General features: G+C 66.7%; 15 protein-coding genes. 10 read left to right on the forward strand and 5 right to left on the reverse strand.

The window, feature by feature from the left end; translation table 11 throughout:
* Window positions 1-27: 27 nt before the first annotated feature.
* Entirely contained in the window at window positions 28-1401 is a 1374-nt protein-coding gene (locus tag ACFWHR_RS02830; protein WP_382446752.1) for an APC family permease, read from the forward strand.
* A gap of 75 nt (window positions 1402-1476) precedes the next feature.
* Window positions 1477-2412, forward strand: a complete 936-nt coding sequence (locus tag ACFWHR_RS02835) for an acetamidase/formamidase family protein (RefSeq protein WP_382446753.1) — start codon at window positions 1477-1479, stop codon at window positions 2410-2412.
* 24 nt (window positions 2413-2436) lie between these two features.
* On the opposite strand, the gene ACFWHR_RS02840 is transcribed toward ACFWHR_RS02835, so the two are convergent.
* Together ACFWHR_RS02840 and ACFWHR_RS02845 are read right to left on the reverse strand one after the other, a co-directional pair.
* Complete coding sequence (locus ACFWHR_RS02840) at window positions 2437-3102, reverse strand: potassium channel family protein (RefSeq protein ID WP_382446754.1); 666 nt, start codon at window positions 3100-3102, stop codon at window positions 2437-2439.
* Window positions 3095-4468, reverse strand: coding sequence for a TrkH family potassium uptake protein (locus ACFWHR_RS02845; protein ID WP_382447748.1), 1374 nt, complete (start codon window positions 4466-4468; stop codon window positions 3095-3097). The genes ACFWHR_RS02840 and ACFWHR_RS02845 overlap by 8 nt, the downstream gene beginning before the upstream one ends.
* A gap of 224 nt (window positions 4469-4692) precedes the next feature.
* Here ACFWHR_RS02845 and ACFWHR_RS02850 point away from each other — a divergent pair, with 224 nt between their 5' ends.
* The 4 genes from ACFWHR_RS02850 to ACFWHR_RS02865 all read left to right on the forward strand — a co-directional run bounded on the left by ACFWHR_RS02850 (window position 4693) and on the right by ACFWHR_RS02865 (window position 6106).
* Window positions 4693-5157 carry an ArsR/SmtB family transcription factor gene (locus tag ACFWHR_RS02850; protein ID WP_382446755.1) on the forward strand — a complete coding sequence of 155 codons (465 nt, stop codon included), beginning with the start codon at window positions 4693-4695 and terminating at the stop codon, window positions 5155-5157.
* 115 nt (window positions 5158-5272) lie between these two features.
* Window positions 5273-5371 (forward strand): 30S ribosomal protein bS22, encoded by a 99-nt coding sequence (locus ACFWHR_RS02855; protein WP_005504750.1) that lies wholly within the window; start codon window positions 5273-5275, stop codon window positions 5369-5371.
* Between the two features lie 101 nt (window positions 5372-5472).
* Window positions 5473-5766, forward strand: coding sequence for a glutaredoxin family protein (locus ACFWHR_RS02860; RefSeq protein ID WP_382446756.1), 294 nt, complete (start codon window positions 5473-5475; stop codon window positions 5764-5766).
* Between the two features lie 37 nt (window positions 5767-5803).
* A complete protein-coding gene (locus ACFWHR_RS02865) occupies window positions 5804-6106 on the forward strand; it encodes a Dabb family protein (protein WP_382446757.1) in 303 nt (100 codons plus the stop codon).
* 357 nt (window positions 6107-6463) lie between these two features.
* On the opposite strand, the gene ACFWHR_RS02870 is transcribed toward ACFWHR_RS02865, so the two are convergent.
* From ACFWHR_RS02870 to ACFWHR_RS02880, 3 genes are read right to left on the reverse strand one after another with little or no spacing between them, the layout of a single operon-like run.
* Complete coding sequence (locus tag ACFWHR_RS02870; RefSeq protein ID WP_382446758.1) at window positions 6464-7594, reverse strand: FAD-dependent oxidoreductase; 1131 nt, start codon at window positions 7592-7594, stop codon at window positions 6464-6466.
* Window positions 7591-8352: an SDR family oxidoreductase gene (locus ACFWHR_RS02875; protein ID WP_382446759.1), complete on the reverse strand. Its 762-nt coding sequence runs from the start codon at window positions 8350-8352 to the stop codon at window positions 7591-7593. The genes ACFWHR_RS02870 and ACFWHR_RS02875 overlap by 4 nt, the downstream gene beginning before the upstream one ends.
* The gene (locus ACFWHR_RS02880; RefSeq protein WP_382446760.1) at window positions 8345-10447 is read right to left on the reverse strand and encodes an FAD/NAD(P)-binding protein; all 2103 of its coding nucleotides are present in this window, start codon (window positions 10445-10447) and stop codon (window positions 8345-8347) included. The genes ACFWHR_RS02875 and ACFWHR_RS02880 overlap by 8 nt, the downstream gene beginning before the upstream one ends.
* 204 nt (window positions 10448-10651) lie before the next feature.
* On the opposite strand from ACFWHR_RS02880, the gene ACFWHR_RS02885 reads away from it, so the two are divergent.
* From ACFWHR_RS02885 to ACFWHR_RS02900, 4 genes are read left to right on the forward strand one after another with little or no spacing between them, the layout of a single operon-like run.
* On the forward strand, window positions 10652-12295 hold the full coding sequence (locus tag ACFWHR_RS02885) for a TIGR04028 family ABC transporter substrate-binding protein (RefSeq protein WP_382446761.1): 1644 nt from the start codon (window positions 10652-10654) through the stop codon (window positions 12293-12295).
* Window positions 12292-13254, forward strand: coding sequence for an ABC transporter permease (locus tag ACFWHR_RS02890; RefSeq protein WP_382446762.1), 963 nt, complete (start codon window positions 12292-12294; stop codon window positions 13252-13254). Before ACFWHR_RS02885 ends, ACFWHR_RS02890 begins: the two co-directional genes overlap by 4 nt.
* Window positions 13251-14117: an ABC transporter permease gene (locus ACFWHR_RS02895; RefSeq protein WP_382446763.1), complete on the forward strand. Its 867-nt coding sequence runs from the start codon at window positions 13251-13253 to the stop codon at window positions 14115-14117. The genes ACFWHR_RS02890 and ACFWHR_RS02895 overlap by 4 nt, the downstream gene beginning before the upstream one ends.
* The gene (locus ACFWHR_RS02900) at window positions 14114-15760 is read left to right on the forward strand and encodes a dipeptide ABC transporter ATP-binding protein (RefSeq protein WP_382446764.1); all 1647 of its coding nucleotides are present in this window, start codon (window positions 14114-14116) and stop codon (window positions 15758-15760) included. Before ACFWHR_RS02895 ends, ACFWHR_RS02900 begins: the two co-directional genes overlap by 4 nt.
* The last annotated feature ends 14 nt before the right edge of the window (window positions 15761-15774 follow it).

Here is a 15774-nt window from a genome sequence, read left to right on the forward strand (position 1 = left end):
CCCGCCGCACCCCTGAAAGGACCCACGATGGCGCAGACGCCACGCGACACAGAAGTCTCGGTCGAGTCATTCGGCTACAAGCAGGAACTGAAACGCTCAATCTCGACGACCGACCTCATCATCTACGGCCTCATCTTCATGGTGCCCATTGCCCCGTGGGCGATCTTCGGCACGGTGTATAACGAGTCGAAGGGCATGGTGCCGCTCGTCTACACGATCGGCCTCATCGCGATGATTTTCACGGCGCTGTCGTACTCGCAGATGTCGCGCCGGGTGCCGCTCGCGGGATCCCTGTTCTCGTATGTCGGCGTCGGCATACACCCGAACGTCGGGTTCTTCGCGGGCTGGTTGATCCTGCTCGACTACCTGCTCGTGCCGACGCTACTCTACGTGTTCGCGGCAGAGTCGATGATCGGCATCTTCCCGGGCACGCCGCGCTGGATGTGGGCGCTCATCTTTGTGGCGATTAACACCGTGATTAATCTCGCGGGAGTGAACTCGATCAAGCTCATGAACCGGCTGTTCTTGATCATGGAGCTGTTCTTTGTGGTCGCATTTGTCGTGATCGCGGTCGTCGCGCTGAACGGCGGCACGATCCCTGACGCAGAGTGGTCGACGGCCCCGATCTGGGATTCCGAGAAGGTCAGCGCGCCGCTGATCGCCGCGGCACTGAGCATCGCCGTGCTGAGCTTCCTCGGTTTCGACGGCATTGCCACGATGGCGGAGGAGTCGACGGGCGGGCACCGCTCGGCCGGCCGCGCCATGGTGACCGCACTGTTCATCGTCGCGGGACTCTTCATCGTGCAGACGTGGCTCGCGAGCCTGCTCGCCGGTGGCGTCGACGCGTTCCCCGACGACAAGGTGGGCAACGCATTCTTCGACCTCGTGGCCGCCGCCTCTAACAGTGGCTGGGCGAAGGCGTTCTTGACCTGCAACGTGCTCGCCGTCGGCATTGCGAACGCGATGGCCGCGCAGGCAGCGACGTCGCGCCTACTCTTCTCGATGAGCCGCGACGGCAAGCTGCCCGGTTTCCTGAAGCAGCTCAACCGCAAGCAGGTGCCGCAGAACGCCATCTTGCTCGTCTCGGGTTTGAGCGCCGTGCTCGTCGTCTTCTTCGTCGGCCAGATCGGCCTGATCTCATCGATGGTGAACTTCGGCGCCCTGTCTGGATTCGTGCTGCTGCACGTCTCGGTCGTGTGGGCGTACGTCGTGCGCGACAAGTCGAAGAACTACCTGATGCACGTGATTGTGCCGGCGATCGGGTTCTTGATTATCGGCTACGTGCTGCTCAACAGCGACATCGCGGCGAAGCTCGGCGGGCTCGTCTGGCTCGCACTCGGCGTCGTGGTATTTCTGGTCTACCGCAAGAAGGGGGTCGGCATCAGCGCGAGCGACGCATGAGCTGACGAGCCATCACTACGGGTCTCGCGCCGAAGCCCACGGCGCGATCCGGCACGAAACGAATCGAGGATCACCATGACCGCAATCGACCACAGGCTTGATAAGTCGCACGGCAAGCCCGGCTTTGACGCGAGCGCGGAGCCAGCTCTCCGCATCGCACCCGGCACCGGCGAAACGATCGGCTTCGAGACGAACGACGCCGTCTACGCGCAGCTGTTCGAGCGGGGATCGCTCGACCAGGTGACCGCGCAGATTAACCCGATCACCGGCCCCGTGTATGTCGAGGGCGCCCGGCCTGGTGACACGCTGTGCGTCACCGTGCACGAGATCCAGCTGATCGACCACGGCTGGTCGGTGTACCTCCCTGGAACCGGCGCGCTCGCGGGGCGCATGGGTGACGAGGCGATGGCGCGCCGCATTCCCATCTCGCAGGGTGAGGCAGTGCTCACCGAAACCGTGCGAACGCCAGTGCTGCCGATGATCGGATGCATCGGCACCGCGCCGGCGGAGGGGGTCGGGTCGACGATCATGCCGAGCTACTCGTTCGGCGGCAACATGGACCTCACCGACGCGCGGCCGGGCGCAAGGATCTACCTGCCCGTCGAGGTGCCGGGCGCGCTGCTCTCGATCGGTGACATTCACGCCGTGATGGCTCGCGGCGAATCATCGTTTGTCGCAATCGAGACCGAGGGTACCGCGGTTGTTTCGGTCGAGCTGGTGCAGACGCGGCCGCTGCGCGCTCCCCGCATCGAGACCGATGACGAGTGGTTGTTCGTGGGGCTCGGCGGCCCCGTTCAGGAGTCGATCAACCGGGGCTACGAAGACATGTTTGACTTCCTGGTGCTCGACCACGGCTGGGCGGCCGACGACGCCTACGTCGTCATGAGCGCTGTCGCGCACTCCGAACTCGGTGGCCCGACGGGTGCACTCGACCCCGACCCGCTGCACCCCATGACGGCGCGCGGCGCGGTCACGGTGCACCGGCTGCCAAAGTCGGTGCTGGGCGGGTAGGGCGGGGCTGGGCGCCCACCCCGCCTACCCAATCGCTGCGAAGCGCTCCACGTCTGCGGCCGTGCCGCTCACGATGATGAGGTCATGCGTCGAAACGATCGTGTCTTGCGTCGCGTGCGTGAACGGCTGCCCGGGCGTCTTCACGCCGACGACCGTGACGCGGTAGCGCGTGCGCACGCCGCTGTCGGTGAGGGTGCGGTTGCGAATGGAGCGCGGCGGGTACATCTTCGCGATGACGTAGTTGTCGTCGAACTGAATGAAGTCGAGCATGCTGCCGCTCAGCAGGTGCGCCACGCGCTCGCCCGCTTCGCGCTCTGGGTAGATCACGTGGTTTACGCCGATGCGTTCCAGAATCTTGCCGTGCGAAAGTGAGATCGCCTTCGCCCAGATCTGCGGCACTCCAAGATCAACGAGGTTTGCCGCGATCAGCACACTTGATTCGATCGAAGCGCCGGTCGCGACGACGGCGATTTGAAACTCGTCGGCCCCGATCTGCTTCAGCGCCTCCATGGAGCGGGCGTCGGCCTGCACCGCGTGCGTGACACGGTCTGCCCACTTCTGCACCAGGCCTGGATCGGTGTCGACGACCAACACCTCGCGATCCTGACGGTCCAACTGACCGGCCGTGGCGGCGCCGAAGCGCCCGAGCCCGATCACAATCACCGGGGCGTCACTGCGAATATCAACCAACGATCGGCCTTTCTTCTGGGAGGCGGAACATGCGTGAACGGCTTGTCGCGGCGACCGCCGCCGCAAGCGTAACGGTTCCGACGCGGCCCGCCCACATGGTTGCGGCAAGGATGTATTTACCGGGGTCGTCGATTTCGGCCGAGAGTCCGGTGCTGAGACCGCAGGTGCCGAAGGCAGAGATCACCTCGAACAGCACGTAGTCGAGCGGTTGCCCGGTCATCTGCATGATGGCGACCGACGCCGCGAGCACGATCGTGGCGCCCCAGATCAAGATCGAGACGGCGACGCGCAGCACCTCGTTCGGGATGCGGCGGTCGAACGCCTGCATATCCTTGTAGCCGCGGGCCTCAGCGTAGGCGGCGAGGAACAGCACGGCGATCGTCGTCACCTTGATGCCGCCGGCGGTCGACGCCGAACCGCCGCCGACAAACATCAGCATGTCCATTACGAGCAGCGTTGACCCGTTCATGTCGGTCGGATCCATAACGCCCAGCCCGCCAGAGCGCGTCATCACCGACATGTAGATCGAGCTGAAGAGGGTGTCTCCGAGGCCCTGGGAACCGAGAGTTTTCGTGTTGTTGAACTCGAGCCCGGCAATCGCGATCCAGCCAAAAATGACAAAAATCAGCGTCGTGGTGAGTGTGAGTTTCGCGTGCAGGCCGAGGCGCTTGTGCGTGCGCCAGCCGGCGCCCACGACGTAGCGATAGAGCGCGAAAATGACGGGAAAGCCGATGCTGCCGAGAAAGACGCCAACGGCGAGCACCGACAGTAGATAGGTGTCGGTGGCGAACGGTGCGAGGCCGCCGGGCAGCGGCACAAAGCCGGTATTGGTGAACGCGGACGCCGCGAGGTAAAACCCGTTCCAGAGCGCGTGCGCGAACGAGTACCCCTCCATCATGAGGCGGGGCGTGATGAACGCCGTGAGGGTGACTTCGATCGCCACGAGGCTGATCGCCACGGCGCTCAACAGGCCGCCGATCTCGCCGAGCCCGACCGCCTGGCTCTCAGACACATCGCGCCCCATGCGCATCGGGTTCGTGTCGCCGGCGGCGAGCAGGCGCGTGCGCAGCCCGAGCCTGCGGGTGACGGTCAGGCCGAGAATGCTCGCGAGGGTGAGCACACCAATGCCGCCAATTTGCAAGCCGCCGAGGATCAGCAACTCGCCGAAGATCGACCAGTGCGTGGCCATGTCGACGGTCGCGAGGCCCGTGACGCAGATCGCTGAAACGGCCGTGAAGAGCGCGTCGGCAAGCGGCGTCACCTCGCGACTGCTGCTCGCAATGGGCAGCGACAGCAGCGCCGTCCACAGCAGAATCAAGCCCGTAAATACCAGCAGTGCGAAGCGTGCGGGCGACGAGTGGATCATGCTGCCGAGCCACGACTTCGGCGAAAGCAATCCGGCGAACCGGAGGCTCGCAGCGCGTGTCCTCACGATTCCTGCTTTCTGGCGATGGTTTCAGTCGGGAGCCTGCCACGGGCCCGGCGCGATGCTGTCATGCTACACATCTGCAGGGCGCCGCGCGCACGCTATCACGTAATGAGGGCCCGCTGCCAGGACAGAACCCTGCCGCTCCGACTACTCTGGGGGCTATGCCAGATATCTTCGGAGTCATCGCCGATGCCACACGGCGCGACATTCTGCAATCCCTGCTCGAAAAGCACCTGCAGAACGCCGAGATGAGCGTCTCAGAAATCGTTGGCAAGCTCGAAATTAGCCAGCCCACTGTTTCGAAGCACCTGAAGGTGCTGCGCGAGGCTGAGCTGGTGACCGTGCGAGAAGAGGGCCAGCACCGCTTCTACTCGCTCGACCCAGAGCCGCTCGAAATGGTTGAAGACTTCGTGATTCCTTTCCTATCGGCGGGATTCGACACCGAGGTGACGGTCGAATACCTCTCTGAAGACGGCGAGCGGGTCTCAGGGCCCGACGAATACGACGAATTCGGCGAGGTGCTGCCCGAGGAAGCGACGGCGGCCGCCGAGCGCATCGGTCGCGCCGCGGCACGCGCCGAGCACCGCGTGAAAGAGCTCGTCGCACGCTTCAAACTGCGCGGATAATCCGCTCGCTGATGGCGTTCACGCCGCTCGGTTCGCGTCAGGCGGCGAGGCAAGCTAAGATATATGTTTTATGGGCCCCGACTCCCAGCGGCCCGAGAGACGTTGTGAGGTTAATGTGGGTTCAGTAATCAAGAAGCGTCGTAAGCGCATGTCGAAGAAGAAGCACCGGAAGCTGCTTCGTAAGACGCGTCACCAGCGCCGCAACAAGAAGTAATCGACGCCGTCGCGAGACGGTTGATCGATGAAAAGCGTCGACCCCAGGGTCGGCGCTTTTCGTGTACCCGGGCGGGCTCGCGCCTCTAGACTGGGCGCATCATGTCTGCCGTGCGTCTGACCCTCATCGGTAAACCGGGCTGCCATCTCTGCGATGACGCCCGCGACGTAATCGTTGGGGTGCTTGAGAGACTCACCGAGCGAGGCATCGAGACGACCCTTGAGGAACTCGACATTCTTCAGGACGCGGCACTCGCCGAGGAACACGCGGAGCACATCCCGGTCGTGCAGATTGATGGGCGTCGGCACGCGATTTGGCGAGTGGACCCGGATCGCCTCACCACCGCCGTGGTGAAAGCCGCCCGTAATCCGCTGCGCGCGCTGCGGCGCCGCTAGTTTTACCCTGTTCGTCCCTACATTTCGAGGAGCCCTCATGGCACTGCGCCACATCGTCAGCTGGAAGTTCGCCGGAGACACCCGCGAGGAGCGCGACGTGCACGCCGCTCAGGCGATCGCTGCAATCGATCCGCTGCGCGAGATCGTGCCCACCGTGCGGGCGCTCTCGCTGCACCGCAACGAGCTGTTCGACGGTGCGAACTACGACCTCACGCTGATCGCCGACTTCGACGATGAAGACGGCCTCGCGGTCTACGCGTCGCACCCCGAACACCTCCCGGTGATCGCCATGATGAAGGAAATCACGACGGCACGGACGGCGACAGACTTCACGGTCTAGCGGTTCTCGGCGGCGCCGAGCCCCTATGTCGGCGCCGAGCCCCTTGCGCGGCGCCGAGTCCCTTGCCTGGCGCCGAGTCCCTTGCCCGATCGGGTGTTTGGAGTAGGGGTTCGGCGACGAGCTAGGGGTTCGAAGGGCTGGGCGAATCGGTGCGGGATCCTTGGAGCGGGCGGGGTCCAACGTGCGCGCCGAACCCCTCCGAAGAGCGCCGAACCCCTCCGACGAACGCCGAGTTCCTCCTGCGACGCCGAGCCCCTATGCCGGCGCCGAGCCCCTCTTGAAACGCCGAGCCCCTTGCCCGATCGGGTGTTTGGAGTAGGGGTTCGGCGACGAACTAGGGTCTGGGCCCCGGCGGGGCTAGTGCGCCGCTAGGCGGAACGGGGGCGGCGGCTGGCGCACGCCCGTTGCGGCGTCTGCGAGCACGCGGCCGATCGCCGGGGTGAACTTGAAGCCGTGGCCGGAGAATCCGGCGCCGACGGTGACGGGGCCCACGGTGTCGAGCACGAAGCGCCCAGATTCGGTCGACGTGTACGTGCAGCTGATCTCGGCGGCGGAGTCGGGGTCGAGTCCCGGGAACCAGTCGGCGACATAGCGGCGCAGCCGGTCGCGCTGCGCGTCGCTCGCGCGGAACACGCGGGCATCGGGGTCGACGACATCACCGACCTTGTGGAACCCGACCTTCACACCCTCTCCCGGAGTCGGCATGCCGTACACCGGCGCGGCGAACTCCTCCAGCAGGTCACCCGCAAGCACGTGGTTGAACGACGGCCACACGATCGAGGGTGACCGCGGGGCGAAGTGCGCCGGGTGCTCCTCGGTAACGGTGAGCGGCGGCAGCTCGACGATGCCCGCCAGCAGCGGCCGAGCCCACGCGCCCGCCGTCACCGTGACGTGGTCGGCCGTGAGTTCGCGCACCTCGCCATCGGGGCCAGCGCTCACCACCCGCGCTCCCGAGCCGTCAGCAAACGGTTCGACGCGCAGGACGCGCTCACCCCGTTCGATGAGCGCGCCGTGGTGCGCGGCGCCAGCCTCGAGCGCTGTGAGCGCGCGGGCGGCGTGCACGATGCCCGCTTCGCGCCCGAAGAGTACGTCGCCCTCAAAGCGCATGCCAGACCAGCGGTCGGCCGCGTCGTGAGCGTTGAGCAGGGAGACCGCCGCGCGGCGCGCGACGAGCGCGTCGTGGGCGCTGCCGATGGCATCGGGGTCGCCGTGCGTGACGAGCCCGTGGAGGCCCAGTAGCTCGCTGCCCGATTCCGTTTCGAGCGCGCGCCACAGGGTGACGGCCTCGTCGAACAGATCGAGATAGGTGTCGTCGTCGTAGGCGTTATTCAGGTTGCGGGTCGCCCCGTGCGAGGCGCCGCGCGTGTGGTGCGGTTCGAACTGCTCGAGCAGCCGTACGTGCGCTCCGCGAGACGCAAGCTGCCACGTTGTGGCGAGACCCATCGCGCCACCGCCAATGACGATGTGCTGCGTGTGACCCGCGCTCACAGGCGCGCGATCTCTTGGCGCGGGCGCACCGCGATGTCGGTGAGGTGCACATCCGCGGGAGCATCAACGACGAAGCGCACGGTCGCGGCGACCGACTCGGGCCGAATGTACCGCTCGGGGGTGTACTGGTCGGCCGGGATTCCGGATCGCAGCATCTCCGTATCGGTCTGACCCGGAGCGATCGTGACGACGCGCACGCGGTGCGGCTGCTCGTCGATGCGCAGCACGTCGGCGAGGCCGCGGAGTGCGTGCTTCGTCGCCGTGTAGACCGCGCTGCCGGGCACCGGCTTCGTGCTCGCACCCGAACCGATAAACACGACGGTGCCGGCTGCCTCCCGCAGTGCGGGCAGCGCGGCGCGCGTGATGAGCGCCGGGGCGGTCACGTTGACTGCGAGGTGGCGCTCCCAGTCGGCGGCGCTTGCCTCGTCAGTAGCGAGGTGCTGGCCGATGGCCGCGGCGTGCACGAGCACATCGAAGCGCTCAAGCTGCGCGATTCGATCGCTGAACTCCGCGGAGTCCGTGACGTCGAGCTGCCACGCCTCCGCGCCGGTCTCGGTCGCAATCGCCGCGAGTCGCGCCGTGTCGCGCCCCACGGCAATGACTCGGTGCGTTCGGGCGAGGTCGCGCACGATCTCGCGACCCATGCCGCTCGACGCGCCGGTGACGAGCGCGACGGGAAGCTGCGCAGGGGCAGCAGTGGTCTCGGACGCAGCAGCAGGGGCAGCAGTTGCAGCAGGCGAAATAGAAGTATCAGGCACTGGGGGCTCCTTCGAGCGTTCGTGAGTTGGCGGCGGCACGCAGCGCGATCTCGACGAGGCTGCGGGCGACCCGATCAGTCTCGCGCAACATCGGCGGATCCGTGCCGGGCATCGGGCTGATGATCGTGTCGTGGAGTTGCTCGTCGACGGGAATGCCCGCAACGTGCACCGTCGTATCACGCTCACCGCCAGGGTGCACGAGCAAACCGGTCGCGGGGTCAACGTCGAACGCGCCCGTCGCGCGCGTGCCACCGAGGCGGTCGGAAATGCGAAACGCTCGCGCGCGCCCCGCCCGCACGAGGCTCTGCGCCAGCGGATCGGCGGTCTCAGCCAGGTCGTGGAAGTGCATCCACGCATCGATGAGCGTCGACGACGTCACCTCAGAATCCGCGACGAGCGGCGAGGCGGCGGTGAACCCTCGATCTGAGACGCGAACTCGGGCGGCGGGGCCGATGAACTTCACGAGACCGACGGCCGCGAGTGCCAGTAACTGACGCGTGCGAAATGCCGGGGGCCCCGATCCTGCCATGCCGCCCACGGCCTGCAGCATGGCGAAACCTGACTTGCGTGACTCGGCATCGAAACCGCCGAGCGAACCGACGCGGTTCGCGACCCCGCGCGCCGAGCTCACCGACCACAGGCCCGCCTTGAGTGCGCTGTCGCGGCCGAGTTCCGCTTCGGCGAGGTCGCGCGCGACGCGCTGCACGACCCAATCATCGAATTCTTCGGCAGATTCGACGGGGTGCGCGACGGGTCGCATCTCGCTCAGCAGATCGAGGCGGTCAGCGGGATCCGGCACGAATTCAGCGACGGCAGCGGCGACGGCCGAGACGACGGCCGTGAGCGGCTCGCCCGCGCCCGGTGCGTGCGCCTCGCCCCCGGCCACCGTGTGCGGCTGGATCGCGGAGCCGATCACCGACTCGACGATCTCAGCGGGAGCCGTCGTCGCCGCTGCGCGCACCCGCCGCAGCGTGCGGTAGTGGTCGAAATAGGCGTCGGCGACGATCCGCGGCCAGAACTGGCGATCGAAATCTATGGGGCGGGCCTCCCGCGACCAGTCCACGCCAAGCAGGAATCGTTGTTCAGAACGCGGAGGGAGCGAGCCGTAGAGCGTTTTCGCGCGAAACGGCACGCCGCGGCCCGAGGTCACGTGCATGATCGGTTCGCGCCCCGATTGCAGATACCGCAGACCCCCTGGCGCGGTCGCGTCATCTTCGAACTCGCCACCGCGGCCGAGGGTCAACAACGCCATCGTGTCGAAGAAGCCCATGCCGAGGCCGCGCACGATCACATTGCCGCGCTCGGGAACACCACTCAGATCCTGCTCGACCGGGCTGCCCGGGCGCACCCAGACGAGTTCCGGTCGCTCGCTGACTTGGCGTCCGAGTTCGCGCTCGGTCTCGGTGTCGGCCCGCGGCATCCACCCCGTCGCGAGCGCGACCGCGTCGGCGTCGATGCGCTCGCCGCCGGCGAGTTCAATGCGCTCGCGGCCCGCGCCGACTCGGGTGATCGATACGGCTCGACCGGTGTGCCGTACAACCCGCACCGCGGCCGGAAGCTCGGAGACCGCGCGCTCGAGGCACCACTCGAGGTACTCGCCGTAGAGCGCACGACTCGGGTGCGTCTCCGGCCGGAACGCGGCGAGTTCGGCGCGATACTCGGCCGCAAACCCGGTGCGGATCGGGTGGGCGTCGACCTGCGCTGCGTGCGTGGCCGGGATCCGCGCTATTGCTTCCGAGAGCGCCGGGTCGAGTCCCGACGGGCCGTCGACGCCGGTCGCGGACTCTCGCGCGAGCGCAAGCAGACCCCACTCGTACAGCGTCGGCCCCTCGCGCACCGGGCCAGCGATCGAACTCGTGGGCTCAGTGAACAGCGTGACCGCATCGGCGAGCGTGTTCATGCAGAGCTCGCGGGTCTGGTCGGTGCGCCAGATGCGCCCTGCACCGAACGCCGACTCCTCGATGAGGTGCAACTCGAGGGGTCGGGGCGCTGCGCCTGCATCGTCGGCCGCGCGCAGATGCGCGCCTATGCGCTCGATGAGCGATGTACCCCGCGGCCCGGCCCCGATGATGGCGATCGAGGGGAGCGGGGTCATGGTTCCGTTATACGCCGAACCGGCACGGGGCGACGGATCGCATGTCCGAATGTGACGGGAGGTGTCACGGGGGAGGGGTCGCGAGCTCTTCATGAAGTTCTGTGACACCCCGTGTTTCCACTCGCTTATGAGAGCTATAACATTAGCCGGGTTGCCCGTTCGATTCCGAACGGGGTCACTGCACAAGCCTGAACGAGGAGCACCATGAAGAAGCACCGGATCGCCTGGATCGCCGGTTTGGCCGTTGCCGCGATGGCCATTACCGGGTGCTCGGCGAACTCGGGCGGCGGCTCGGGTGACGGCACGGCCGCCGAGGGCGGGACGCTCAGCTACCTCGAACCGCAGACGTGGAACACGCTGTACCCGCCCGCCGGCGGCTTCTACCCGAACGGCGGCGTGCTGAATCAGGTCACCGACCGCCTGCTCTTCCAAAACCCAGAGACCCTCGAACTCGAGCCGTGGATCGCGAGTGAGCTGCCCGAGGTGAACGCCGACGCGACCGAGTACACCTTCAAGTTGCGCGACGGCGTTACCTACTCCGACGGCACTCCGCTCGACGCTGAGAACGTAGTCAAAAACTTTGACCTGTACGGCAAGGGCGACACCGACCGCGCCCTGTCGATCTCCGAGGCGATCAACAACTACGACCACGGCGAGGTCGTCGACGACCACACCGTGAAGTTCTTCTTCAGCGCCCCGTCACCGGGCTTTGCTCAGGCTACGTCGACCATCAATTCAGGGTTGCTCTCGAACGATACGCTCGACCGCACGAATGAGGAGTTCGGCCCGGGTAACGCCGCCGACATCGTGGGCAGTGGTCCGTTCGTTATTTCCGATGAGCAGATCGGCAAAGAAACCGACCTCACGGTTCGCAAGGACTACGACTGGGCACCCAAATCGCGGGAGCATCAGGGGCGCGCGCACCTCGATGAGATCAACATCATCGTCGCGGCGGAGTCGAGCGTGCGCGTCGGCACGGTCACGTCGGGTCAAGCGCAGATCGCTCGCGCTATCCCGGCACCGGACGAAGCTCAGTTCACGGGCGATAATCTCGCGCTCGTCGACGCGGCCACCAACGGCGTGAACAACAGCCTCAGTTTCCGCTTCGGCCAGGGCCCGCTCGCAGACATCAAGGTGCGCCAGGCAATCATCGCCGGCATCGACCGCGACGCGATCGTCAGCACGCTCTTCACCGACAACTACCCGCTCGCGACTGGCATTCTGGCGAAGTCGGCGCTCGGCTACACCGACACCTCGAAGTTCTACAAGTACGACGCTGATCAGGCCAAGAAACTGCTCGATGACGCTGGCTGGAAGCCGGGCAGCGACGGCGTGCGCGAGAAGGACGGTGAACGCCTGTCGATCACCTTCAACGAGGCGCTGCCGCAGCCGCGCTCCAAGGAGGTCGTGACACTCATTCAGGAACAGCTCGCGAAGCTCGGTGTCGAGGTCAAGCTCTTCCCGGGCGACCAGGCCGCGCAAGACGAGGCCCGACTCGACGCCGACACGATCCAGGTATACCACTCCATGGTCGGCCGCGCTGATTTCGACGTGCTGAAGTCGCAGTTCTACTCGACCAACCGCAATGCGAATCTGAACCTCGACGCGAAGACCGGCAAGATCGCCGACCCCGAGCTCGACGCCGATCTGCTCGAAATCGCTTCGGTGCCCACGGCTGACGAGCGTGCTGCTGCGTCGGCGAAGGCGCAGCAGCGGCTCGCCGAGCAGGCGTACGTGCTGCCCCTGTTCGAGGAGCCGCAGGTCTTCGGGCTGCAGGCGTCGGTGCAGGGCTTCACGACCGAATCGATCGGTCGGCCCTCGTTCTACGACGTACAGCTCAGCAAGTGACCGGAGCGGCGCTGCTGCGACGCGTGGGCCAGGCGATCCTGGTCCTCGCGCTCGCGTACACCGCCGCATACGTGCTGCTCGCGGCTCTGCCTGGCGACGCGGTGATGGCGCGGTTCGGCAACCCAGACCTCGGTCTCTCGAGTGAACAGCTCGCGGAAATTCGCGCGAGCTACGGTGTCGACCGCCCGTTCTTCGTGCGGTTCTTCGATTCGGTCGGCGCGTTTTTGCACGGCGACCTCGGGTACTCCGTTCAGAGCGGAGCGGCCGTGTCGACCCTGCTCGCGGAGGCACTGCCGTCGACGCTGACCCTCGCCGTCGTCGCGCTGATCCTGGCCGTGTTTCTCGCGGTCGTGATCGCTTTCACCGCGAGCTACGGTGCCGGCTCGTGGCTGCGACGGCTGTTTCGCAACATCCCGCCGCTGTTCGTATCGCTGCCCGTGTTCTGGATCGGGATCGTGCTGATTCAGGTCTTTTCATTTCAGCTCGGGCTCGTGCCGACTATCGGCGCGAGCGAGGGGCAGGCGCTGATTCTGCCCGCTATCACCCTCGCGATCCCGATCGCGGCACCGCTCGCGCAGGTGTTGCTGCGCAGCATCGATGACGTGAGCGACCAGCCGTTCGTCGCGGTCGTTCGCGCGCGCGGCGCCAGCACCAGCTGGTTGCTGTGGCGAAACGTCGCGCCCAACGCGTTGCTCCCGGCGCTCACGATGGCTGGGCTGCTGTTCGGCGAGCTCGTCGGTGGCGCGATCGTGACCGAGGCGGTGTTCGGCCGCGTCGGCATCGGCGCGCTCACCGCGCAGGCGGTCGCGAATCGCGACACACCAGTGCTGCTCGCTGTCGTGGTGATCGCAACCGTGGTGTTTGTCACCATCAACCTCGTGGTCGATCTGCTGTACCCCGTGCTCGACGCGCGGCTGCGGCAGCGCACCGCGCGCAAGTCGGCAGGAGTGCACGCATGACCGCGATCGACGTTTCGACGGCGGCCGCTGTGCCGCCGAGTGGCGGCCCGCGCGCCTTCGATTGGCGCGCGGTGGTGCGTCCCGGTGTGCTGCTGCCCGCGCTGATGCTGTTGCTCGCGCTCGCTTGGGCCGTCGTGCCCGGGCTATTCACCTCCGTCGACCCGACCGAGAGTGTCGCGCCTGCGCTCCAGGCACCGAGCGGCGCGCACTGGTTCGGCACCGACGCCACCGGCCGCGACCTCTACGCTCGCGTCATCTACGGTGCATCGCAGTCGATCAGCGCTGCGCTCATTGCCGTGCTCGTCGGCCTCGTGGTCGGCTCGCTCATCGGCATCACCGCCGGCGCAGTCGGCGGCTGGGTTGATGAAGCCCTGATGCGGCTCGTCGATGTGCTGTTGGCGATCCCGACCCTACTGTTGTCGCTGAGCATCGTGATTCTGCTGGGGTTCGGCACCGCGAACGCTGCGATCGCGGTGGGCGCGACATCGATCGCTGTGTTCGCCCGCCTCTCGCGGTCGCAGGTGGTGAGCGTGCGCGCGAGTGAGTTCGTCGAGGCCGCATACGGTTCGGGCGGCACATTCTTCGGTGTGCTCTGGCGACATATCTTGCCCAACTCGCTGACCGCGGTGATCGCGCTCGCTGCGCTGCAGCTCGGCTCTGCGATCTTGCAGATCTCGACGCTCGGTTTCTTGGGGTACGGCGCTCCGCCACCCACGCCTGAGTGGGGGCTACTGATCTCTGAGGGACGAAACTATCTCGCGACGTCGTGGTGGCTGACCGCGCTGCCGGGCATCGTCGTGGTGCTCGTCGTGCTCGCGAGCAACCGTCTGAGCCGGGCCATTAGCGACGGAGGCAACGCATGACCGCCGAGACATCACCCCTGTTGAGTATTCGAGACCTGTCTGTGCAGTACCGCACTCGGCAGGGCACGGTTGACGCCGTTTCGGGTGTCAGCTTCGATGTGCGCGCGGGGGAGGTCACGGCCGTCGTTGGCGAGTCGGGATCGGGCAAGACCACCGTCGCGCAATCGGTCATCGGGCTGCTCGCGTCGAACGGCAGCATCGCTTCCGGCACCATCACCCTGAACGAGCGGCGACTTGGCACGACCGAGCTCGTCGGGCTGCCCGAGCGGCGCTGGCGTGACCTGCGCGGCCGCTGCATCGGGCTCATCCCGCAGGATCCGGGCAACTCGCTGAACCCCGTGCAGTCGGTGGGGAAGAGCATCAGCGAATCGCTGCGCATTCACGGCCGTCCGAGCCGCGCCGAGGTGCACGACCGCGTGCACGCGCTGCTCGAACAGGTCGGCATCGATGATCCGATCAAGCGGGCGAAGCAGTTTCCGCACGAGTTCTCGGGCGGCATGCGGCAGCGCGTGCTCATCGCAGCGGCGCTCGCCAACGATCCTGAACTGATCATTGCCGATGAGCCGACCTCAGCGCTCGACGTGACCGTGCAGCGCACGGTGCTGGACCTGATCGACAAGCTGCGCGAAGAGACGGGTACGGGCGTGCTCTTCATTACCCACGATCTCGCTGTCGCCGCGGATCGCGCCGACAGCGTCGTCGTGATGCGCGGCGGCGAGGTGCAGGAGTCTGGCCCGGCCGCGCAGGTACTCGCGCAACCGGCGTCGGCCTACACCCGGCAGCTTATGGCCGATGCGCCGTCGTTTGGCAAGCTGGTCGAGCGGGAGTCAATCGCGGTGGCCTCGGGAACGCCGCTCATTGAGGTGCGCGAACTGCGCCAGGAGTTCGGCCGCGGCGCCGACGCGTTCGTCGCCGTCGACGGCCTCTCATTCTCGGTTGCGCGCGGCACGACCCACGCGCTCGTGGGTGAGTCGGGATCGGGCAAGACCACGACCGGCCGCGCCATTGCCGGCTTCGCTGCGCCAACCTCTGGCAGCGTGCGCGTCGACGGTGTGGAGGTGACCGAGCTGCGCGGTGCGAAGCTGCGGGAGTATCGACGCACCACGCAGATGGTGTACCAGAATCCCTACGGCTCGCTCGATCCGCGACACTCGATTGGCCAGACGCTCGCCGAGCCGCTGAAGAACTTCGGCATCGGGGCCGGCACCCGTGCCGACCGCGCGCAGCGCGTGGCCCAGGCTCTCGAGGTGGTGTCGCTGCCAGCCGAGTTCGCGCAGCGGCGGCCGCGTGAACTCTCGGGCGGTCAGCGTCAGCGCGTCGCGATCGCGCGGGCGCTGATCGTGGAACCCGAGCTCGTGGTGCTCGACGAGGCCGTTTCGGCCCTCGATGTCACCGTGCAGGCGCAAATTCTGCGGCTGCTCGCGCGGCTGCAGCGTGACCTCGGCCTGACCTACGTGTTTATCTCGCACGATCTCGCCGTGGTGCGGCAGATTTCAGACACCGTCACCGTGCTGCAGCGCGGCGCGCAGGTCGAGCACGGCCTCACCGAAGACGTCTTCAGCAACGCCCAACACCCCTACACCCAGCGTCTGATTGACGCGATTCCCGGCGCCTCGTTGTCGTCCGGGCACTGGGTGATCTGACTCGGAGGAGCACG

The sequence above is a fragment of the Leucobacter sp. NPDC058333 genome (genome assembly GCF_042726155.1).
In the GTDB taxonomy this organism is placed as follows: domain Bacteria; phylum Actinomycetota; class Actinomycetes; order Actinomycetales; family Microbacteriaceae; genus Leucobacter.